The organism is Flavobacterium sp. GSP27 (assembly GCF_003970395.1).
Lineage (GTDB): Bacteria > Bacteroidota > Bacteroidia > Flavobacteriales > Flavobacteriaceae > Flavobacterium.
This window is the reverse complement of the sequence record NZ_RYDP01000004.1, coordinates 222,419-246,285: the sequence shown is the minus strand read 5'-3', so window position 1 is coordinate 246,285 and position 23,867 is coordinate 222,419. Positions and strand designations below refer to the sequence as shown.

Annotated in this window: 16 protein-coding genes and 1 tRNA gene; 10 read left to right on the top strand and 7 right to left on the bottom strand. The window is 36.0% G+C overall.

Annotated elements, in window-relative coordinates; genetic code table 11:
• Window positions 1-6: 6 nt before the first annotated feature.
• Together EKM05_RS05705 and EKM05_RS05700 are read left to right on the top strand one after the other, a co-directional pair.
• Window positions 7-1,752: a BatD family protein gene (locus tag EKM05_RS05705; RefSeq protein ID WP_126452129.1), complete on the top strand. Its 1,746-nt coding sequence runs from the start codon at window positions 7-9 to the stop codon at window positions 1,750-1,752.
• Window positions 1,753-1,825: 73 nt separating this feature from the next.
• On the top strand, window positions 1,826-2,569 hold the full coding sequence (locus EKM05_RS05700; protein ID WP_126554060.1) for a tetratricopeptide repeat protein: 744 nt from the start codon (window positions 1,826-1,828) through the stop codon (window positions 2,567-2,569).
• 236 nt (window positions 2,570-2,805) lie between these two features.
• Here EKM05_RS05700 and EKM05_RS05695 read toward each other — a convergent pair whose 3' ends face one another.
• The 5 genes from EKM05_RS05695 to rseP all read right to left on the bottom strand — a co-directional run bounded on the left by EKM05_RS05695 (window position 2,806) and on the right by rseP (window position 11,495).
• Window positions 2,806-3,609: a hypothetical protein gene (locus EKM05_RS05695; protein ID WP_126554058.1), complete on the bottom strand. Its 804-nt coding sequence runs from the start codon at window positions 3,607-3,609 to the stop codon at window positions 2,806-2,808.
• A 381-nt stretch (window positions 3,610-3,990) separates the two neighbouring features.
• A complete protein-coding gene (locus EKM05_RS05690; RefSeq protein ID WP_126554056.1) occupies window positions 3,991-7,212 on the bottom strand; it encodes a glycosyl hydrolase in 3,222 nt (1,073 codons plus the stop codon).
• 512 nt (window positions 7,213-7,724) lie between these two features.
• Entirely contained in the window at window positions 7,725-9,368 is a 1,644-nt protein-coding gene (locus EKM05_RS05685; protein ID WP_126457671.1) for an amidase family protein, read from the bottom strand.
• A 565-nt stretch (window positions 9,369-9,933) separates the two neighbouring features.
• Window positions 9,934-10,007: transfer RNA gene (locus EKM05_RS05680), tRNA-Asn, on the bottom strand.
• 138 nt (window positions 10,008-10,145) lie between these two features.
• Complete coding sequence (gene rseP / locus EKM05_RS05675) at window positions 10,146-11,495, bottom strand: RIP metalloprotease RseP (protein WP_126457651.1); 1,350 nt, start codon at window positions 11,493-11,495, stop codon at window positions 10,146-10,148.
• A gap of 200 nt (window positions 11,496-11,695) precedes the next feature.
• Between rseP and EKM05_RS05670 the strand changes: the two genes are divergently transcribed.
• The 3 genes from EKM05_RS05670 (at window position 11,696) to EKM05_RS05660 (ending at window position 15,561) form a co-directional block, all read left to right on the top strand.
• A complete protein-coding gene (locus tag EKM05_RS05670) occupies window positions 11,696-12,763 on the top strand; it encodes an NADH:flavin oxidoreductase/NADH oxidase (RefSeq protein WP_126554054.1) in 1,068 nt (355 codons plus the stop codon).
• A gap of 374 nt (window positions 12,764-13,137) precedes the next feature.
• Window positions 13,138-14,178 carry a Gfo/Idh/MocA family oxidoreductase gene (locus EKM05_RS05665; RefSeq protein ID WP_126554052.1) on the top strand — a complete coding sequence of 347 codons (1,041 nt, stop codon included), beginning with the start codon at window positions 13,138-13,140 and terminating at the stop codon, window positions 14,176-14,178.
• A 171-nt stretch (window positions 14,179-14,349) separates the two neighbouring features.
• Entirely contained in the window at window positions 14,350-15,561 is a 1,212-nt protein-coding gene (locus EKM05_RS05660) for an MFS transporter (RefSeq protein ID WP_126452111.1), read from the top strand.
• Window positions 15,562-15,606: 45 nt separating this feature from the next.
• Here the strand turns inward: EKM05_RS05660 and EKM05_RS05655 are convergent, their stop codons facing one another.
• Window positions 15,607-16,053 (bottom strand): hypothetical protein, encoded by a 447-nt coding sequence (locus tag EKM05_RS05655; protein WP_126554050.1) that lies wholly within the window; start codon window positions 16,051-16,053, stop codon window positions 15,607-15,609.
• 103 nt (window positions 16,054-16,156) lie between these two features.
• Here EKM05_RS05655 and EKM05_RS05650 point away from each other — a divergent pair, with 103 nt between their 5' ends.
• Window positions 16,157-17,302 (top strand): cystathionine gamma-synthase, encoded by a 1,146-nt coding sequence (locus EKM05_RS05650; RefSeq protein ID WP_126554048.1) that lies wholly within the window; start codon window positions 16,157-16,159, stop codon window positions 17,300-17,302.
• Between the two features lie 79 nt (window positions 17,303-17,381).
• Here the strand turns inward: EKM05_RS05650 and EKM05_RS05645 are convergent, their stop codons facing one another.
• Entirely contained in the window at window positions 17,382-18,092 is a 711-nt protein-coding gene (locus tag EKM05_RS05645) for a glutamate dehydrogenase (RefSeq protein WP_233579249.1), read from the bottom strand.
• 365 nt (window positions 18,093-18,457) lie between these two features.
• On the opposite strand from EKM05_RS05645, the gene gdhA reads away from it, so the two are divergent.
• The 4 genes from gdhA (at window position 18,458) to EKM05_RS05625 (ending at window position 23,602) form a co-directional block, all read left to right on the top strand.
• Window positions 18,458-19,801 (top strand): NADP-specific glutamate dehydrogenase, encoded by a 1,344-nt coding sequence (gene gdhA, locus EKM05_RS05640; RefSeq protein ID WP_126457645.1) that lies wholly within the window; start codon window positions 18,458-18,460, stop codon window positions 19,799-19,801.
• Window positions 19,802-19,926: 125 nt separating this feature from the next.
• Window positions 19,927-22,215: a T9SS type A sorting domain-containing protein gene (locus tag EKM05_RS05635; protein ID WP_126554046.1), complete on the top strand. Its 2,289-nt coding sequence runs from the start codon at window positions 19,927-19,929 to the stop codon at window positions 22,213-22,215.
• 54 nt (window positions 22,216-22,269) lie between these two features.
• A complete protein-coding gene (gene recO / locus EKM05_RS05630; RefSeq protein WP_126554044.1) occupies window positions 22,270-22,983 on the top strand; it encodes a DNA repair protein RecO in 714 nt (237 codons plus the stop codon).
• Window positions 22,984-23,398: 415 nt separating this feature from the next.
• On the top strand, window positions 23,399-23,602 hold the full coding sequence (locus EKM05_RS05625) for a helix-turn-helix transcriptional regulator (RefSeq protein WP_126457642.1): 204 nt from the start codon (window positions 23,399-23,401) through the stop codon (window positions 23,600-23,602).
• The last annotated feature ends 265 nt before the right edge of the window (window positions 23,603-23,867 follow it).

Here is a 23,867-nt window from a genome sequence, read left to right as displayed (position 1 = left end):
TTGAAAATGAAAAAATATATAGCAGCAATCGTTTTATTGGTGTGCAGCTCCCTTAATGCTCAGGTTCAGTTTGAGGCCAAAGTCAGCAAAAGTACGTTGGGCTTAAATGAGAGGTTGCGTATTGATTTTATGATGAATGTAGATGGGGATAATTTTGTGAAGCCTTCATTTGAAGGATTTAGAATTGTTGCCGGGCCCAGCCAGCAAGTAAGTCAGTCCTGGGTAAACGGGAGAAGTTCTTTTGAGAAAGTCTATTCATATATTCTTTTGCCAAATCAAAAAGGAACCTTGGTTATCAAGCAGGCAGCCATAGAGTTTAATGGTCAAATTTATAAGACAGCACCAGTAAAAATAAATGTTACTGAGGCTACGCAACAACCCAGAGATCCAAACGATTCACAAGTGTCTGCGGATGAAAACTTATATCTTGTTGCCGATGTGTCTAAAACAAATCCGTACATCAACGAACCCATTACGGTCGTGTACAAATTGTATTTTGCAAATATTGGCATCTCAAATTTAGGAGAACTGACCAAGCCAAAATACAATGATTTTTGGAGTCAAAATATTGAAATAAAACAGCTTGCTGCCGAAGAGGGGATGTTTAAAGGCCAAAATTATCGCTATATCGTGCTAAAAAAAGTAGTGCTATATCCGCAAAAATCAGGAAAACTTAAGATCGAGCCCCTATCATTAGCAGTTGATGTGCAGTTACCAACGAACCAAAGGGATATGTTTGGTCGAATGGTACTAACGGAAACGACCCAAAGAGTTTCGGCCGGAGCCAAAACCATTACCGTTAAACCACTACCCGAGTCTGGAAAACCAGAAAATTTTACCGGAGCGGTTGGAAGTTTCGACTTCAAAGTCACACCGTCTAAAACCGATTTAAAAAACGGAGAAAGTCTGGATCTTGTTGTCAGCGTAACCGGAAAAGGGAATCTAAAATTGTTCAGTTTGCCAAAACCAGTTGTGCCAAATGCGCTGGAAATGTATGATGCCGTTCACAGCGAAGACATCAGTACACCACTTTCCGGTATGAGCGGAAAAATGTCAGACAGTTATACTATAATTCCGCAATACAGAGGAAATTATCCGGTAAAACCAATGCTGTTTTCTTATTTTGATCTGGATTCCCGTACGTATAAAACACTCCGTTCTCCAGAGATTATGATCCATATTCTTGATGGCCCTTCTCCGGCAGATTCTTCTGCTACAGCTGGAAATAAAAATAAAATTGCAGCGGTTGAAGAATTTAAAACGATCAAGTCAAAAACCAATCTGGTTACCATTGATAAAGAGGATTTCTTTGGATCGAATTTGTTTATTGGATTGTTAGTACTGCCTTTTTTATTGGTTCCAATAATTGTGTTATTCAAAAAGAAAAAGGAAGCTATGGATGGCGATATTTCCGGAAACAGAATCCGAATGAATAATAGACTGGCCAAGAAATATTTATCAGTGGCCAAGAAACAAATCAATAACAAAGAACTGTTTTACATTGCACTGGAGAAAGCGATGCATAATTTCCTGAAGGCAAAATTACACATTGAAACCTCTGAAATGAGCAAGAATAATATTCAGGAATTATTGTTGTCCCGAAATGCAAAACCAGAAGCTGTAAACGATTTTATTGCGCTTACTGAAAATTGTGAAGTGGCTCGTTATGCACCTTCATCCAGTGTTACAATACAACAGGATTTTGATAAAGCAGTTTATATCATCGCTGCGTTGGAAAAACAGATTGCTTAATAAAAGTACTAAAATTAATTTTTGAGTAAATACACTTTGAGCCTTTGTGCCCTCGTTGCAAAAAAAGATAATGATGAAAAATATACTATACATACTTTTACTTTCAACTCAGTTTTTCTTTGCCCAAAACGGCTTTGAAAAAGGGAATGCGTATTATGAAAAGGCAAAGTACACTGAAGCCGTGGCTGCCTATGAAAGTGTTTTGAAAACCCAGCAGCACTCTTCGGAATTGTATTTTAATTTAGGAAATGCCTATTATAAATTGAATCAGGTTGCGCCTTCGATCTACAATTATGAAAAAGCATTAGTGCTCAATCCAAACGATCAAGGAAGTATAAACAACCTGAAATTCGCTCAAAAAAGAACAATTGATGAAATTAAAGTAATCCCAAAAGTAGGTTTTGCAAAATTAGTTCGTGATTTCACGGGAATTTATCATTATAATACCTGGGAATGGGTTTCTGTAGGATTGGCTGCCGCTTTTTTGTTGTTTTTTATCGGGTACTATTTTTTACAAAGAACACTTCCTAAACGGATTTTCTTTTTTGGAATGTTTCTGGCTGTTTTTCTTTTACTAATGGCGCTGGTCGCAGCTATTATTGAGAAAAGTCATTTTGATACCGAAAAACCAGCCATTGTTTTTGCCGAAATGGCGAATGTGAAAAGCGAACCCAGAAATGACGGTAAATCTATTTTTGTGCTGCATGAAGGAACTAAAGTTTATGTGAAGGAAGTCATCGAAAAATGGAAAAAAGTGCAACTAACGGATGGAACCGAAGGCTGGATAGAGAGCAGTGCAATTAAGGAAGTGAAATAATAGTTCACGGTTTCAAATTGTCCAGTTTCTTTATTTATAGCAGAAACAGGGCGGTTTTCATGGTAATTAAACTGACCGCCACCATATTTAAAATCAGTTTCAAAATTGCAAATTCTACAGTTGGCATTTAATATTTGTCTCATGTTTTTATATTGAAACTTTAAAAACATAATCACCCCATGACATAAGTATTATTGCGATTAAATGCCCAATTTACTCTGAAGCTTAGTAAGAATTTAATGCAGAAATAAATACAGTAAATTATGAAAAATTGTTTTCCATTTTATTTGGTTAATTTTACCATCATGAATTAATAAAATCCTCCCTTTCGTAAGTTTTAATGATTGACTTTCTGCAATTTCAGAGTTTATAAAAACGCTATCACCTTTTGATATCTCCCAGTAATTTTTTTGATGTACTGTAATTTCTGTTTCAGAAGAAGTTTTGTAAATGTTAACTGTAAAAATCTGTATTATTGTATTGTTTTTGACTTCATATATTTTTTTTTCGTTGCTTATTTGATATGAGCCGTCTTTAATAACCTCATTGTTTATAGATACTTTATTTCCAATTTCTACTTCTGCTAAATAATATGATCTTTCTATTTCAAAAATTTTGCCATCAACAAGTTTTTGCTCAACAATAAATAATTTTTCCCGACGAATGTTATTCAAATAATTTCCAATATCTAAATCTGGAATTACATTTTCATTTGCTAAAGTGAAAAACTGATTGTCTGTTCCATCTAGTTTTAAAATCAATACACCTTCGTCAATAAATGCTTCATTGCATAGGATTTTATCTGAAATTCTGTCAATTAGTAATGATTTGGCCTCAGGAAAATAATCCCATTTCCCTATTTGTGCCTGACCGTTTTTTGATAAAATTAGTGTTTTATCTTTTTTAAAAATTAACCTCTGTATCTCATTGTCTCTGTCTACAATAGTCCAAGGTTTATCAACAAGGATATTTGATTTCTCGAGGGAAGCAGTATGGTTTTTTAATCGTTTTACGATGCTGCTTAATTCTGTTTGTACCATTTTTTATTATATTTCTCATTTTGTGAATCCAAAAATACCTGCAATACTTACTAAAGCCTTCGAACCAATAAACTGTCTTCGTATCATCTGATTAATTTTAAATGTAAATATCTAAATTAAAAATAGAATAGGATCACTATTTATCTCAAATTTTAAAAGGAGAATGACTGCTGTTTCTGAAACAGAACGGTTTTTGCAAAACAAGATAGTTTTTCTCATTAATCACCATGAAGCCCGGCTTTCACTAAAGCCTTAAAACAAAAAAGACCTTACATTGCTGTAAAGTCTTTTTAAAAAGCTCCTCTCTTGGGCTCGCCCCTCGGGACAGATTAGCAGTTAAATCTCGACTGCGCTCCATTTGACAAGATTGATACGATCTAATTATTTTATTTCCTTATCTAAAATAATGGCAGGAATTTGCTGTTTCATTACAAAAGCATTAAATTTCTTGACATCGTTATCCACGATATCTTTTATTTTCTGGAGTTCGGCATCTATTTTCATAGCTAAATCTTCATAAACAACATAAGCATTTCGGGTTGGTTTTGATTCCGATGACGAAATATTGGATCCTAATCCAGCCATTTTATCGTTCAATTGAATTGGGAAAGCTAACACATCTTGTGGTGCTTTAGCTTTTGGCTGCATTAATGATGACTCAATTTTATCCAAATTTTCCAGAGTCGATTTTGTCATTTTTTTCATTTGATTGACTGCCACAGTATCTTTTACAGTAGCTATGTATCCATTAATTTGCGTGCGTATTTTTCGCAATTGGTTAATCGCGAGATGAGCTTCATTGACTTTTTTATTTACTTTTTGGTGCAAGTCAAATTGCTCTTTTAAATCAGCATCACTCGTGGTCATTCGAGGATCAAGTTTGATTTCAACAGCTGCCTCTGCAATAATGGTTTTGTCTTCAATTAACCGAACAATATAAGATCCCGGTACTACTTTTGCACCTACACCTGACCCTGCCCACATTACATTAGTTCCGTCAACTGCAGTGGCATTAGGATAGCGCATATTCCATACAAAGGAGTTCATACCTGCTTTTGCGGTGATGAAACCCGCTTGCTCTTTTTTTGGATCTTGATAAAATTCCTTGGAAATTTTCATCGGTTCACCCTTCATGTCTTTGGTTGAAGAGTAGGTATTTATAGTATCTCCTTTTGGTGTCAAAAACTGTAATTTTATCTCAGATGAAGGTTTCTTTTTGAAAAAGTAACGTACAATTACTCCATTTGGCGCATTAGTTCCTGAACTCATGTCATCGCTTTGTCCGCCTTGCATTCTATAAGCAGGACGCGGTTTGAAAAGGTGTTTGTCACCTTTTGCTGTTTTGTCTTTTATTTCATAAAGCGGTGTAATATCATCTAATACCCAAAAAGATCGGCCGTGGGTTGCAACGATTAAATCCTTTTCTCTTTTTTGAATTCTTAAATCTCGGATAGGAGTAACCGGTAAATTCAAGTTTAGTTTTTGCCAAGAATCTCCATCGTTGAAAGAAACATAAACGCCTCGCTCAGTTCCAGCAAACAGTAATCCGGGTTTGTTAGGATCTTCACGCAATACTCTGCAATATTCATCAGATGGAATTCCATTGGTTATTTTAGTCCAACTTTTTCCATAATCAACCGTTTTGAACATATACGGTGTACGATCGCCGTACATGTATTTATTGGCTGTTAAATATGCTTTTCCTTTTTCGTGTTCTGAAGTGTGAATCATACTAATCAAAGAAAAGTCAGGCAATACTGTTGTTGGTAATGAGATATTCTCCCATTTTGCCCCATTGTTTTTAGTGATATGTACTAAACCGTCATCAGATCCGGTCCAAATTACCCCTTTTTCTAGCGGTGATTCTGAGAGGGTGAATATGGTAGCGTATACTTCTGCTCCTGTTTGATCCTTAGTTATTGGTCCGCCCGTTTCTCCTGTAGTTTTTGGATCATTTCGGGATAAATCAGGACTTATAATTTCAAATGAATGACCTTGATCTTCCGTCACGTGTACAACCTGAGAGGTAACATACATTCTTTTTGGGTTGTGAGGCGAAAAAACAATTGGGTACGTCCATTGAAAACGGTATTTTTTAGCACTTGAAGGAGCCCCAATATTCGATTCTGGATACGGAGAGATATCTTTTCCTTGGCCTGTTTTTTTGTTGTAAGAACTCAATTGACCGTCGTACTCGCCACCGTATGTAATGTCAGCATTCGTTGGATCTGCCTCGATATATCCTGCTTCTCCACCTGCAGCGGCGTACCAAGATTCAGGACCTATACTATTGCCACTAGTTCTAGAAGCAATCCGAATGGAAGAATTGTCCTGCTGAGCTCCATAGATATTATACGGGAATTCATTGTCTACTGATACATGATAAAATTGAGCGGTTGGTGTGTCTAATTCCGTGAAGGTTTCTCCACCGTTGAAGGTTACTTCTCCACCACCATCATCGCCAATTATAAAGTTATCTGGGTTTAAAGGATTTATCCATACATCATGTGTATCTCCGTGTCGGACATTTATTTTTTTAAAGCTTTTACCGCCATCACTGGTTTTCCAAGCGTCTACATTTAATACAATTAATCCATTTTCGTTTTTAGGATCGGTTTGTAAATTCATGTAATACCATGGTCTTTGCCAAAGATTTTTATCTTCATTAATCAATTCCCAGTGCTCGCCTGCATCGTCAGATCGATACAGTCCGCCTTTTGTATTTTCGATCAAAGCATACAAGCGATTCGAATTTACTGGAGACACAGCGATTCCCATTTTTCCGAGGATTCCAATTGGCATTCCTGGTTTTTCGTTAAGCGATTTCCAAGTATCACCGCCATCAATAGATTTGTACATTCCAGATCCTTTTCCTCCTGATGACATAGAATGACCGTTACGATATCCTTCCCAAAGCGTTGCGTAAACAATTCTAGGATTGGTAGGATCGATACGAACACACATGGCGCCCGTTTTTTCATCTTTAGAAAGAACTAATTGCCATGTTTTTCCACCATCTTTTGATCGGTAAACACCGCGTTCCGGATTAGATTTAAAAGGATTTCCCATTGCTGCAACAAAAACGATGTTAGCATCAGAAGGGTGTACTTCAATATTAGCAATTGCATCCGCTTTATCGAGGCCAGATTTTGACCAGGTTTTTCCGCCGTTTACAGATTTATACATTCCGTCACCAAAAGAGATATTGGATCTCATATCCGCTTCGCCCATTCCTACATATACTACATTCGCATCAGATGGAGCAACTGTAATTGCACCTACAGCAGATGATTTAAAAATACTATCAGAAATAGGAAACCACTCATTTCCTCCATCAATTGTTTTCCAAACGCCACCTCCTGTTGAACCAAAATAATACGTCAAAGGGTGGTTGGCATGTCCTGCTACCGCAAGTGATCTTCCCGATCGAAAAGGTCCGATATTTCTCCATTTAAGCGCATTAAATACGCTATCTGAGACAAAATTTGAAGTTGTTTTGTTTTTTACATTCTTTTTTTGAGCATAGCCTAAGCTAGTGGAAAGTGTTATAAAAAAGACAAGAACGATACTAAAATTAATTCTTTTAAAATAAGTTTGGTTCATAGGTTTTAATAGATTGGTTAGTGGTTGTTAAATTTTAAACTTCAATAAGGATTTGCCATTTTTAGTTTTAAACACTGCATATTGGAAAAACACATACCTAGTTATTTATCAAATATAAGAATTAATTTAGTAGTAATTGTAGTTGTTAAACGGCGTTGCATGGAAGCACAGATTTGTAACTAAGTTAAAATGGTTATCAACAAATTTTCTATTTCTATCTTTGAACTAGGTGAGGTCTTAATTTCATTGTGAATTTAAAACAAAAAAGACCTTACATTGCTGTAAAGTCTTTTTTAAAAAGGTTCTACCGATAGCTATTGAGGCTTGTTCGGGTGATTTATTCGATGATTAACTTTTTATATGTTTTCAAGTAATCTCATTGAAATTTCAGGATTCTGTATTAGGTTTTCAATATCAATTTTGCTTTGCATCTTCTTGCTTTAAATTAAAGTTGTAGCCAACGTACAAGTGATTTAATAGATGCGGGTATTTTTAATTTTAATCTTTTAAAACTATTTATAGTCTTGCGGTAATTTTCGAATTTTTGTTGCTTTTTCAAAGGCAAATCCCATTTTTAAAAGGCTGTCTTCATGATACGGTCTGGCTATAAATGTAAGACCCCATGGCTCTCCCGTTGTTTTGTAGCCCATAGGAATAGTAAGGCAAGGGTAGTTGGCCGCAGCGGCATGACCGGCGTTATTATTGTTTATGGATAAGATAGCGTCGAGTTGGTATTTTACCATCGGTTTTTCAAAAAAATTGACTCCTTCTTTTTTGATTTTGGCCTTTATTTGCAGTAATTCTGCTTCAGTAGTGTTTTCGGCTAGCATTTGTTCAAAACGTCCTTGTCCGTAGGGAATTTTTAGTATCGAATCATTTTTATTGTACGCTATAATGTCAGCAATAGAGCGGATAGTAAGTTCATTTGATGCATATTTATTCAAATAATTAGGAAGATCAACTTTCATGTCGGCACTAAGTATGGTGCCAAAACCGTCGAAGTTCATTGGTTCTGGATCATATTCAACGACTATACCACCTAACTTAATTATGGTATTGATACTCTGCTTATAAATTGAATCTCCTAAAAAGTTTTTAATGGCACCAAATCGTAATCCTTGCAGCGTTCCCGACTTTAGATCATCGAGGTACTTTATGTTTTTTGGATTGTTCTTGGTTGCAGGATCATTATTGTCTTCTCCACTCATAGCCGAAAGAAGGATTCCACTATCAGTAACATTTTTTGTCATTGGCCCAGGCGTGTCTAATGTACTTGAGATTGGAATAATACCCGTTCGGCTCAATAAACCAGTAGTTGGTTTTAGACCAATAATTGAATTTTGCCACGAAGGAGAAAGAATAGAACCTGAAGTTTCAGTTCCCACTGCTGCCGCTGCATAATTGGCGGCTACCGCAGCACCACTTCCTGAGCTCGAACCACCAGTGTCAAATATTTTCCGTCCATAGGGATTAAGCGTTTGCCCTCCCACTGCACTATAGCCATTAGGACCAGTCAGGAAAAGGAAATTAGCCCATTCGCTTAAGTTTGTTTTACCTAAAACAATAGCACCTTTATCTTTTATTTGGGTAATTATAAATGCATCTGCAGCGGTATTGTTTCGTAACAAATGTGTTCCTGCGGTGGTAGGCATGCCTTTAACGTTTGTATTGTCTTTTACAAGTATTGGAATACCGTAAATTGGATGGTCGTGATTGGATTTGTTTTTATCTCTCTTTCGTGCTTCATTAACTGCTTCAGGGTTAATAGCTACAATTGCATTTAGCATCTTATCTTTATCATTTTCATATTTGACAATTCTGTATAAATACCACTGTGTCAGTGTTTCATAGCTAAGGCTGCCAGATTTAATATGGGATTGAATGGTGGGAATGTTTTGTTCTAAGATTAAAGGTTTTAGTCTTTGATAATCGTCCTCCGAAAAAGCACCTATCTGTTGTGCTATGTTTTCCCAAATAGTGTTTTTATCCAGAATTTTTGACTGGATCAATTTGTATTGCATTCTTGTTGATGCGTTGGTAGCATTTTTTGCTAGTTCTTCGGTTTCGTCATAAGGGGCCCATGCCGGAATAACTGTTTTTTGAGTTGGCTTACAAGCCAGTATAAAAAAGAGAGAGAGGAAAAGAATTTTCTTCATTAAATCTAAATTTAGGGTTATGTATTGGTTTTTTTTAGGTCAGTTCTAGTTCGTTTTTACACTATTTACTTAATCGAAGCAACTATAAACAAAAGGTGTTGGATGTATATTCGAAAGAAAAGATATTAAAATCCGCAAGTTCAAACAGCATTAAGTGTCTTTATTTATTCCCGAACCTATTTGTAAATAATAAGTCATGTGATCGAAATTCAAAGATATACAATTAATGTACTATTAGCGTAAAATTATAGCAAAGGCAGGATAGGATTCTTTAAAAAAAGGAGGTGGGTTTTTGGCAAGAGGCACTATTAGAATTGTAGTTTTTTTTTGATTCATGTTACCGTTTTTTAGAGTTAAACAATTGGCATGACAAGTCAGAATATAAAATGGGTACCTCGAGATTTTAGATGGGTACCGAATAGTGTGCCTTTTTTTTATAAACGAACCTAGTAACTTGGCAAAATCTAGAATTAGCTTTTATCTACTGAATCACCCTGAAGTCCCGATTTCACTACAGCTTTAAAACAAAAAAGACCTTACATCACTGTAAAGTCTTTTTAAAAAGCTCCCTCTCTTGGGCTCGAACCAAGGACCCTCTGATTAACAGTCAGATGCTCTAACCAACTGAGCTAAGAAGGAAACTGTATATTTTTATTCTGGTAAAAAATGAACGTTTTTGTGTGCTTATTAATGAAGTTTATTTCACTTGTAAAGCGGTGCAAATATAGGGCTTAATTTGATTTCTGCAAGCAAAAATAAATTTTTTTTTAATTTTTTTTACTTCCCTACAATTGCCTTGTAAATGTCGTTTCCGTTAGCAAATAATAACAGTGTTATAAGTAATACGAAACCAACCATTTGCGCATTCTCTAGGAATTTGTCACTTGGTTTTTTACCACTGATGATTTCATATAATAAAAACATAACGTGACCTCCATCAAGTGCCGGAATAGGCAATAAGTTCATTACACCTAGCATTATGGATAACAATGCAGTGATGTTCCAGAACACTTGCCAGCTCCAGGTATTAGGAAAGATGTTAAAAATAGCAGCAAACCCCCCAACTTCTTTATAGGCTTCAGTTTTAGGATTAAATATCGTTATAAGCTGATTCCCATAATCAACTAATCCATTAAAACCAATATTAATCCCAATTGGAATTGATTCTGCAAAACTATATTTCTCACGATTAACTTTATAAAGATTCAATTTTTCAATATTAGAATAAGGTAATCTTGAAGCGTAAGCTATTCCTAATTTTGATTTGTTATTAAATATTACTGTTGTCTGAATGATTTTACCATCTCGTTTTAAAGTTACGGGAACCGTTTTCCCACTAAAGTTTTTAAATTGTGATATTGCTTGATCAGCATATTTTATAGGGCTGCCATTAAAGTGGGTTATAATATCTGCAGATTTTATAGTTTTAAAATTAGGAGAACTCTTTTCAATCTCACTAACGATAAATGGAATCCTCATTTCTACTAATGTACGTTTAACGCCAGAATTACTTATTTGATTGATAATATTTATAGGAAACTCAATTATTTTAGTTTCATTATTTCTTTCAACTGTAACTTCTTTAGCTAAGAATAAATTTTTAGAGATATCATCATAACGTTCCATTTTCTTTCCATTTATAGAGAGTATTTTATCGCCTGTTTGTATTCCTGCTTTTTCAATAGCTGGATTTGTTACCCAAATTCCATCTTTCAAATCCGCATTTGCTATGAAAATATCGCCATAAGCAAATGCCATTCCGATATATATAATGAAAGCCAAAATAAAATTTACGGTAACGCCTCCCAACATAATAATCAAACGTTGCCAAGCCGGTTTAGAGCGAAATTCCCAGGGTTGCGGAGGCAAGGCCATTTGTTCCTTGTCCATGCTTTCATCAATCATTCCGGAAATTTTCACATAACCGCCAAGAGGCAACCACCCGATACCGTATTCAGTTTCGCCAATTTTCTTTTTGATAAGGGAATATTTAACATCAAAAAATAAGTAGAATTTTTCGACTCTGGTTTTAAACAGTTTAGCAGGAATGAAATGTCCTAATTCGTGAAGTATAATCAGTAATGATAAGCTCAATAAAAATTGAGAAAGCTTGATAACTATGTCCATTTTTTAATTTTAGTTCTTTTACAACTCACAAAAGTAAGGTTTTCTATTTGTTTAATTCGCAATAATTGTTCCATACCGTTTTAAATGTTTGTTAATTAATGAAAATTCAGTCCCTCGTTTCGCTGCTGTCTCGTAACTTTACTTTTTTTAAAAGGAAATTCCCTTTGTCTTTATTTTAATTACATACTTAAATTACTACTATGTCATCTCAATTATTTTCTCCACTCCAAATAAAAAGCATCACGCTTAAAAATAGAATTGCAATTTCTCCTATGTGCCAATATTCTGCTCATGATGGCTTTGCTAATGATTGGCATCTTGTGCATCTGGGAAGTCGCGCCAGCGGAGGCGCAGGATTAATCATTCAGGAAGCGACTTCGGTTTCTCCAGAAGGCAGGATTTCTCCGGGCGATTTGGGACTTTGGAAAGACGAACAAATCGAAAAAATACAGCAAATTAATCAATTTATCATCAGTCAGAATTCAATTCCCGGAATCCAATTGGCACATGCCGGAAGAAAAGCCAGCGCCGCATCACCATGGAACGGAGGTAGAAAAGTAGCTAAAATACAAGACGGTTGGGATCCAGTAGCGCCAAGTGCTGTAGCCTATCATGACAATGAAGCAATACCAATTGCATTAGACCAAACAGGAATTCAAAAAGTAGTTTCCGACTTTAAATCAGCCACAAAAAGAGCGCTTCAAGCAGGTTTTCAAGTGATGGAAATCCATGCCGCACACGGGTATTTGTTGCATCAGTTTCTTTCGCCTTTGTCTAATTTTAGAACCGATGAATACGGTGGAAGTTTCGAAAACCGAATCCGATTGACACTCGAAGTCGTTGTAGCAGTTCAAGCTGAGTGGCCGGAAAACTTGCCTTTATTCGTTAGAATCTCAGCAACAGACTGGGCAGAAGGCGGGTGGAATGCTGAGGAATCTGTACAACTTTCGAAAATACTAAAAGAAAAAGGAGTGGACTTGATTGATGTTTCTTCGGGAGGATTAGTTTCGCACCAACAAATTCCGTTGGGACCAAATTACCAAGTCCCTTTTGCAGAAAGCATAAAAAAAGAAACCGGAATCCGGACTGGCGCCGTAGGTTTAATCACTGTTGCCGCCCAAGCCGAGGAGATTGTTGCTTCAGGCAAAGCGGATTTAGTGTTATTTGCCAGAGAGTCCCTGAGAAATCCAAATTTAGGATTGACATTTGCCCATGACTTGAAGGCGGAGATCGAATGGCCAAAACAATACGAAAGAGCAAAAAAGTAAAATTTTGAAACATATAAGTAATGACTAAAATTTAATGTCGTATTTTAATAAAGCACTAAATTTCTTTGCCACAGATTTCACAGATTAGCACAGATTAATTCGTTATGTAATTTTAAAAATCTTTTTAATCCTTACAATCTGTGGCAAAAAATCTTTTTAATAATTGCGACAATATATCTTTCTTGCTACTTAAGTCATATAAGTAACAGCCACTGTATAATGTCGTGTTTTAAAATTAGACAAAATGACGCAACAGATTGATTTTAAACTACTGTTTGCAATAGTGTTCCTTTTGACTTTATGACGTTTAAACTTTCGACTTACTTGAGTTTTGTTTTTAAAAAGTATAAATCAATGTTATATAAAATAATACCATGCAAAAAATAAAAACAGCTTTGCTTTCCTACGGAATGTCCGGAAAAGTATTTCATGCTCCTTTTTTAGAATTTCATCCCGGATTTGAGCTGCTTGGTTCTTGGGAACGAAGTAAAAAATTGATTCATCAAGATTATCCTTCGGTGAAAAGTTATGCCACGATGGAAGAGCTATTAGAGGATGATCTTGATCTGGTGGTAGTCAATACCCCTGTAGAGACACATTACGAATATGCTAAAAAAGTGCTGTTGGCCGGGAAACACGCCATTGTCGAGAAAGCATTTACCACAACGGTTGCCCAAGCGCAGGAATTAGCTGCTATCGCTAAAGAAAATGGATTGAAACTGGCCGTTTTTCAAAACAGACGATGGGACAGTGATTTCAAGACCGTCCAGAAAATCATTTCAGAGAAAGTTTTGGGAGATCTTATAGAAGCCGAAATCCATTTTGATCGGTACAATCCGCTTTTGAGTCCAAAACAACACAAAGAAACCGCCAATTCCGGTGCTGGAATTCTCAAGGATTTAGGGCCACATTTAATCGATCAGGCCTTGTGCTTGTTTGGATTGCCACAATCTGTTTTTGCTGACATCCGCATCACACGGGAACATTCTTTGGTTGATGATTATATCGATATTTTACTGTATTATTCTAACTTTCGTGTCCGATTAAAAGCGGGTTTTTTTGTCCGGGAAGCGATTCCCGCTTATATTATTCATGGAAAAAAAGGGTCATTCCTGAAACCGCGTGGCGATGTACAGGAAGACGAATTAAAATTAGGAATGAAACCCAATCTGGATGTTTGGGGAACGGAATCAGTTGAAAAAAGAGGGTTGTTACACACGGAAATAAAAGGCAAAACGGTTCAGGAAATCACACCCACGCTTCAAGGGAATTATTATGACTTTTTTGACGGCGTATATCATTCGATTACAAATGAATCTATAGAACCGGTTACGGCACAAGAGGGTGTTCAGGTTATGCGAATTATTGAATCGGCAATCCAAAGCAGTGCGCAGAAAAAAGTAATTGACCTATAAAATATACCGCGAATTCGCTAATTTTTTTAAACTTTTGTGAAAATTAGTGAATTCGCGGGAATTACTTTTTATGAACAATAACGTTGTAGCTTGCATCAAATGTGTGGCTCTGACACAACCAATCGTTGCTTTTTGTAATTTTGGCACAATAAAATTCTAAAACAAATCACTTTGATAGATTTAAACTTTTTAGGAAGGTCAAAAACGAAAGCTAAATTCAAGAAAACATATAAAGATGCTAAGATTTCGTATCTGAAAAGAATTCGTTGGGCAGTTTCTATGTTCTATTTTGGTATGGGTTTGTGTTTTGCTACTTGGGCCAGCCGAATTCCGGATATTAAAACAGCATTGCACCTAAGCGAAGGGGATTTAGGGAGTATTTTATTTGCTTTGCCACTAGGACAACTGGTGGTGATGCCTTTTTCCGGTAAATTGGTCACTCGTTTTGGCAGTCATCGGATCTTGATTTTTTCCTTGCTTTTTTATGTTTTTAGCTTGACAAACTTGGGCTTGGCTGTTGCGGCTTGGCAATTGTCATTGGGATTATTCGTGTTTGGAATTTTTGGAAACTTGTCTAACATAGCCGTGAATACACAGGGTGTTTACACAGAAGTACTTTTCAAAAAAACAATTATGTCCTCTTTTCATGGGATGTGGAGTTTTGCCGGATTTACAGGTGCTTTAGTAGGATTGGGTATGCTGGCATTTGAGTTGACTCCGTATGTTCATTTTTTGATTGTTGCCGGAATAGTACTATTGATGATGGCATTTAATTATAATTTTTTGGTCAAAGCCAAAGAAACGATCCAAGTCGAGAAGAAAAAAATGTTTTCAAAACCAGATAGCGGTTTAATTTGGCTTGGTGTCATTGGCTTTTGTTGCATGGCCAGTGAAGGTGTTATGTTTGACTGGAGCGGCGTTTATTTCAAAGATGTTATCAAAGCACCCGGACCATTAGTGATTTTAGGATACACTTCTTTTATGATTATGATGGCAGGTGGGCGTTTTTTAGGGGATGGACTGATCCGTAAATTTGGAAGAAAAAGAGTCTTACAAATAAGTGGTATCATGATTTCGGCAGGACTTTTTACAGCAGTACTTTTTCCTTTTATTATTCCCGCAACCCTCGCTTTTATGTTTGTAGGACTAGGTGTTTCTACTATTGTGCCTACTGTATATAGTGTTGCCGGGAAAACACCAAACGTTTCTCCCAGCGTAGCCCTAACCACAGTTTCCAGCGTAAGCTTTCTTGGATTTTTGATGGGTCCGCCTATTATAGGGTACATCGCTGAGTTGTCCAGTCTGCGATTTTCATTCGCATTTATAGGTATTTTTGGATTTTTGATAGCACTGATGGTATCCCGAATTAAAGCTATAGACTAATTGGATTTTTGATTTGTAAAACAAGTTGTCTTCGTGTTTTTAGAATCAGATCTCCAAAAGACCTCTGTTGGAGTAAATTAAACCGAAAGACTGGTGGTCAGACATGCTTTTATAATTTAAAATATTTTCAGATTTGTATTTTATGCTTTCTTCAACCTGAGCTTCCCATCCAAAGGTGTTATTCGGAAAATCGTTTTGGAGTTTTTCGTAGGAACCAATAAAAGCAGTCGTTAGTTCCTTGTAATTTGATGCAGTGTGTGGCTTTTCGCCAAAACAAATAATTTTCTTCAGTACAGAAAATACTTTTTTATTAATGCTGTCTGCTACAATTGGGAGTTCTTTAGCTATTAGGATTTTTAAGCTTATTGTAGGACATGGCTTTTTGCAGTGTAATGTAGTTGTTGTTACAAAATTCTGGTATTCAAAAACTAATTCATTAGAGCACCGTGTGATAGAAAAAATGATAAGTGAAAATAAGACAATGTATTTCATCTTTTAACAGATAATTAAACACAAAGGGACCTACTTGAGGCTTGGTAAGAATGAATTAAACGGTAAATTTGTAAAACAATCGAGCATTTTAAAATTAGAAGATATGAAATTTAATACTAAAGTGATTCACGGTGGACAACACCATGACCCAAGCACAGGAGCCGTTATGCCACCGGTATATCAAACATCTACATTTGCACAAACAAGTCCCGGACAACCCATAAATCCGGATTATGAATATAGCAGAGCTGCAAATCCTACCAGAACCGCACTGGAAAATGCATTAGCAAGTATAGAAAACGGAACCCGAGCATTGGCTTTTTCTTCAGGGTTAGCGGCTACAGATTGTGTTTTGCGTTCTTTCAAAGCAGGGGATGAAATTATAACAATGGATGATTTATATGGAGGAACCTATCGCATGTTTACCCGTATTTACAAAGATTCCGGAATAAAATTTCATTTTGTGGATATGAATGACATAGAGAAATTCAAGTCATTGATAACTGAAAACACAAAATTAGTTTGGGTAGAAACGCCAACAAATCCTTTGATGAAATTAGCAGATATTCAGGAAATTGCTAAAATCACCAAAGAAAAGAAAATACTTTTCGCAGTTGATAATACTTTTGCAACGCCTTATTTACAAAAACCATTAGACTTAGGTGCTGATATTGTCATGCATTCGGCGACGAAATATCTTGGCGGTCATTCTGATGTAATTGCGGGAGCTTTAATTGTAAAAGAGGAGGCGCTTGGGGAACAATTGCATTTTCAACAATTTGCAACTGGAGCTACATTAGGGCCAATGGATAGTTTTTTAGTACTTAGAGGAATAAAAACGTTGCATTTGCGTGTCGAAAGACATTGTCAGAATGGAGAGAAAGTAGCGGATTTTTTAGACAATCATATAAAAGTAAAGACGGTGTATTATCCAGGATTGCCAAGCCATCCGTTTCATGCAATTGCAAAAAAGCAAATGAGCGGTTATGGAGGAATGGTCTCGTTTACCTTTGTTTCTGGTAAAAAAGAAGATGCTATTGCTTTTCTAGAAAAAATTAACGTATTTACCCTTGCAGAATCCCTTGGAGGTGTAGAGTCATTAGCAAATCATCCGGCTTTGATGACTCACGCATCAATTCCGGAAGACAAACGGGCAGCAGTTGGTATCACAGATGATTTAGTCCGGTTAAGCGTAGGAATCGAAGATATCGAAGATCTACTGGAAGATTTGAAACAAGCCTTAGCGTAAGATTTTTTCAAAATAAAAACAAACCCCCAATTCTAATTTAGAGTTGGGGGTTTGTTGTGTGAAAGTATTACCATTATTATTACAAATAATAAATATACCCTACATTAAACCAAACCAGCCAGTCGTTTGCTTTGTTTTCTTTATAAATTTCCGGATTAGGATTTAAACCATCTACCCAGTTGGAAAAATAATACTGCATTCTTAAGTCGACCATTAAATCCGATAATGGAGATAATTTATAGCGGGTTCCCACGCTGGATACCACGGACCAGACAGATCCGCTTTCAGAAGAAAACCCATACGGACGACCATCAGTTGGGGTTAGATATTTAGGAAATGTAGTTAACGGAGTTCCTAAAGGGCCTAGTGAGGACGAAGCTTTTGCATTGTAATAACTAAACTGACCTCCCAGGCTTATAAAAGGCCCTAAGCTTCCTGTTTGGGAACTGAAATCACGAATACTCCAGGGAAAATATTCCAGTTGCATTCCAATGTTAGTAACAGCAGTGCTTCCTGTCATTGCGCGCAATTGATCTGCTTCCAGTGAGGGTTTCTCTGGAGCGACCCATTCGCCAAAGTGTTTTAAGTGGGTTTTATTATACGATAGCTCACTTCTTAATTTGAAGTGGTTGTTAAAATACGTTTCCGGGGTATAACAACTACAGTCGGCTTTATAAGAAAAATTCAAATAATGAATAATCCCTATTCCTATACCTGTATTTCCTGAGTTTGTTGAAAGGTCATTTCGTTCCCCATAATCAGATTGAAAAGCAACAGGCCCAACAACCACTCCTATTTCATGCGAAAAACCACCGAATTGTGCATTAGAATGAGGTAAAAACCCAAAAAAAAAAGGGTAAGCAGGGTTATTTGTTTGATCATTAGGGGGATAAATTTTCTAATCCTGACAAATATATAAAAACATCATTCACTAATAAAAATAAAATTATAAATAAGTTTACAAATTCTTATTTTACTTACGAAAGTCATAGTGATTTTAGATTAAATGGTATATCTTATACACAATTGATTGCAAATGGGTAATAAAAAAATAATTCTATTGATAAAGTGGAAAAACTAAGTCTGAATATTTTTATAAAATGTATCTTTGTATAGTTTAACGAAATCGTTTTCTTAATCAATTATTTATAATCTATGTTACTAAAAGTAAATGAATTTATGGCTCAAGTTGAAGCCAAAAATCCAAATGAACCTGAATTTATTCAAGCTGTTAGGGAATTCGCTGAAACTGTAATCCCATTTATTGCAGAACAGAAAAAATACGACGGAAAAAATTTGCTTCTCAGAATAGCTGAACCAGAACGGTCGATTATATTTCGTGTTCCGTGGGTTGACGATAGTGGTGAAATACAGGTTAACAGAGGTTTTAGAATTCAAATGAATTCAGCAATCGGACCATACAAAGGGGGAATACGCTTCCACCATACGGTAAATTTATCAGTGCTTAAGTTTTTAGCATTTGAACAAGTATTCAAAAATAGTCTGACCACTTTGCCAATGGGCGGAGGAAAAGGAGGATCGGATTTTGATCCACAAGGAAAATCAGATGGGGAAGTGATGCGTTTCTGTCAGTCTTTCATGACGGAATTGTGCAGACACATCGGGCCACAATTAGACGTTCCTGCAGGAGATATTGGTGTTGGAGCCAGGGAAATTGGGTATCTATTTGGTCAATACAAAAGAATAAAAAACGAATTTACTGGAGTGTTAACCGGTAAAGGACTGGCTTACGGAGGTTCTTTGATCAGACCGGAAGCAACAGGGTATGGAGTGGTTTATTTTGCGGAACAAATGCTTAAAACCATAGGCCAAACTATCAATGGAAAAACAGTTTCCATTTCTGGATTTGGGAATGTGGCTTGGGGAGTCGCTTTGAAAGTAAATGACCTTGGCGGAAAATTAGTTACTATTTCAGGTCCGGATGGGTATATTTATGATGAGGAAGGTATTTTCGGAGAAAAAATTGACTTTATGCTAGAGATGAGGGCAAGAGGCGATAACAGATGCGAATCGTATTTAGAAAAATATCCAAATGCCGCTTTCCACAGAGGTAAAAGTGTGTGGGAAGTAAAAACAGATATTGCCATTCCTTGCGCAACTCAAAATGAGTTGAACGAGGAAGATGCAAAAAACTTAATTGCAAATGGAGTTATTTGTGTAACCGAAGCAGCAAACATGCCATGTACGTTAGAAGCTATCAAAGAATTCTTAAACGCAAAAGTCCTTTTTGCACCAGGTAAAGCGGCAAATGCAGGTGGTGTTGCAGCCTCTGGATTAGAGATGACACAAAATTCTATTCGTTTAAACTGGACCAGTGAAGAAGTAGATAGCAGACTAAAAGAGATTATGGTAGGAATCCACAATCAATGTAAAAGATATGGTACGGACGAAGAAGGATATGTGAACTATGTAAAAGGAGCAAACATTGCTGGATTTGTAAAAGTAGCAGATGCTATGCTGGCACAAGGGGTCGTGTAAATCAGCTTTAATTATTGTATAAAATGCCTTTTGTCTTTATTCTGGACAGAAGGCATTTTTTGTGTGTAACAAAATGCTAAGACTTTCGTTTGTTCTATATTTGTAATTCAATAGTCATACAGATAATGAACAAGAGCGTTTTATTTTTTTTGCTGCTACTTTTTGTGCAAATGGGTTTTGCTCAAAACGATTTGTCGTGGCAGGGTTATTTCTCCTATAATGAAATAAAAGATGTCTCCGTATCTGCAACAGCCGTTTTTGCTGCTTCTGAAAATGCGTTGTTTTCTAAAAACACAACCAGTAATATAATCAAAACCACCAATACAGTAGACGGACTCTCCGGACAAACCATCTCGTCGGTATTTCATAGTACAGCCTCCAATAAAACAATTGTAGGATATGAAAACGGACTGCTAATCGTGATTAATGAAGTTGATGGAAGCATGCTCAATGTAGTCGATATTATCAACAAACAACTTCCTTCGGATATAAAGAAAATCAATCATTTCATGGAATTTGAAGGGATAGCTTATCTCTCGTGTGATTTTGGTATTGTCCAATTTAATTTGGCCACCATGCAATTTGGGGATACTTATTTTATTGGGAATGCCGGTGCCGAAATCAGTGTGAGCCAAACCGCATTGTACAATGGTTTTATTTATGCTGCCACAAATAATGGAATAAAAAGAGCAGCTGTTTCTAATAAGAATTTAGTCGATTTTAACCAATGGACCACAATAGCCTCTGGAATCTGGTCTGGCATAACAACAGTAGGTTTAAATCTGTATGCTGTGGACGCTTCGGGATATATTCATAAATTTAATTTGGTTACGGATTCGTTTGCGGGATCTGTCCAGCTTTCTCAACCTGCATTGGATATGAGAACATCGGATGATTATTTAGTAGTTACAACTTTAAACAGTGTTTATATTTATAACAGCCAAATGGCATTGGTACGTCAAATAAACACCAATCAACTGCCAGAACCCAATATTAGTTTTACGTGTGCTACTATAATAGGCGACACTGTTTTTATTGGAACAAAAGAAAATGGATTGACTACAACTACGCTTTCTTTGGGGGTAACTTTTGAAAACATAACACCCATTGGTCCGTCAAGAAACAATATATTTTCGCTTCAGGTGGCGCCCAGTTCGCTTTGGGTAGTTTACGGAGATTATACGTCCGATTATAATCCGTATCCGTTAGACAGTTATGGGATTAGTAAATTTAGCGCTACAGGGTGGTTGAATATTCCGTATGAAGCAGTTTTAGGAGCGCAATCAATGACCAGAATAATAGTTAATCCAATCAATGAAAACGAAGTATATGCCAGTTCTTTTTTCTCAGGACTGTTGAAAATAGAAAATGACGTACCAAAAATTTTGTACAATCAAACCAATAGCGCCTTAGAGTCATTAACCTTTGCAGGGCCTAATTATAAAGACATTAGGATCAATGGAACCGCATTTGACAAAACAGGAAATCTTTGGGTTACCAACAGCCGAATAAAAAATGGATTGAAAGTCTTGAGGCCTTCGGGTCAATGGCAAAGTTATGCGATGGATGCTATTTTGGACTCGCCAAATGACAACAATTTTGGAACAATTGCAATAGATAGAAATGGAACCAAATGGCTTTCTACGAATGGTGATGGTGTGATTGGTTTTAACGAAAGTAACACTAGATTTAAAAAAATAACAACAGGCGCTGATTTGGGTAATTTACCAGTTTCGGATGTTCGAACTATTGCAATAGATACCAGAAACCAGCTCTGGATCGGTACTACAAAAGGGTTGCGAATTTTGTCAAATGTAAGTAGTTTTCAATCGGATGACCAGATGACGACCAATCCCATAATTATTACAGACGATAATCTGGCCCAAGAATTGTTATACGAACAGTTTATTACGGATATTGCTGTTGATGGTGCCAATAACAAATGGATAGGAACGGCTGATTCCGGTTTGTTTTTAGTCTCGCCAAACGGTCAGGAAACCAAATATCATTTTACAATAAGCAACTCGCCGTTGCCCAGCAATGTGATCAATGACATTGAGATCAATAGCGCTACGGGCGAAGTTTTTATTGCTACTGCAAAAGGGCTGATTTCTTTCAAAGGAATTGCAACTGCTGCTAATGATGATTTAAGTAACGCGTATGTGTATCCAAATCCGGTACGACCGGAATACCAAGGAACCGTTAAAATTGCCGGATTACTGGATAAAGCCAACATTAAAATCACTGATATTGGAGGAAATCTGGTTTATGAAACCACTTCCGAAGGCGGAACAATAGAATGGGATACCACCGCTTTTGGGAAATATAAAGTGGCTTCCGGTGTGTATATGATTTTTATTTCGGCACAAGACGGAGTGGAAACTAAAGTTAAAAAAGTAATGATAATCAGGTAATTTAGAAGAATGAATTTTTCAATCTTTAAATTTTTCAATCTTTAAATTAAAATTGTGCTCGTAAAAACCAAAGCCATTGTTCTTTCATCTTTAAAATTTCAAGAAAAAAGCTTAATTGTGAAATGCTTTACGCTGTCACATGGCTTGAAATCGTACTTCGTTCGGGATGCTTTTTCGAGTCGAAAATCAAATCAAAAAATCGCTTATTTTCAACCTTTGACGATACTCGAAATTGAAGCCGTTCATAAAAACAAAGGTACTTTAGAAAATTTCAAGGAAATAAAAATTGGGACTCCTTTTCATTCGATACATTCGGATATTTATAAAAGCACGATTGTAATGTTTATTTCCGAAATGCTACACCATTCCATTCACGAAGAAGAGGCAAATGAACATCTGTTTACCTTTCTGGAAACCGCTTTGCATTGGCTCGACAATCACGATGAAATTGCTAATTTTCATTTGATTTTATTATTGGAAACCACAAAATATCTGGGTTTTTATCCGGATATTTCTGATATGGACATGCCTTTTTTCGAAATGAACGAAGGTGTCTTTACGCCTTTCAATGCCATCAGTTCGCTCACGGAACATGAAAGCAATTTGTTCAAAAAACTAATCGATTTGAAATTCGATACCGATCAAAAAATATTCCATGTCATCGAACGGCAAATCGTTTTAAGAATACTGATCGATTACTACAGTTTCCACTTGGATGGTTTTAAAAAACCAAAATCATTGGACGTTTTGAAAGAGGTTTTTTCATAGGACAAAAAAATTCTTCATAATTTAATTTTGCATCAAAAAGTAAAGTATATTTATCTTTTAATCAACTTTGTTGTTCTTTATGGAAAATAAGCTTTAACTAATTAACTTTATGGAATCAAAATCAAAACAAAAAGGAAAAGTTTAAAAAACACATAGGTTGCTAACTATTTAAAATCATTGATATGAAGTATATAAAATTAATTTTGATTTTGATTTCAATAACTATTATTTCGTTACAATTATTTACGGACTACAATATTAGCAAGTGGATAAAAGCAGCAGGATACCTAATTCTTGTCATGCTATTTTTTTTAGAATATCGTAACTCAATAAAAAATACGAGGAAATAGCAGTTAACTATTAATGTTCTTCGTTGTCATATTGTTGAATTTTAGTAATTTAAAAAAGGTGTGTAATGAAAAATAGACTAAAAGTTGAACGCGCCATTTTAAACTTAACCCAAGAAGAATTAGCGGAGAAAATAGGAGTTTCAAGGCAAACTATAAATTCAATTGAAACCAATCGCTTTGTGCCATCAACAGTTCTTGCGCTAAAATTATCAAGGTTGTTTGGAAAATCAGTTAATGATTTTTTCGAACTGGATGATGATGACAAATAAGGGTTAAATACTTCAATTTGATAAGAAATTGTATTTAATACAAATTCTTTCAAAACAAATTCACTTTAGAAAATTGCAAAGCCATAAAAGTTTCAAGAAAACCAAAATCGCTGGATGTTTTAAAAGAAGTTTTTACCTAGAAATTCGGGCGTGACCCTACGTAAAAACTTCGGGTCGGGCTGTTCGTTCCAATCTTTTATTTCGTAAACTTCATAAAAGGATTTCCTCTTCCATCCCTCACGCAAAAACTCGTAACTCATAACTC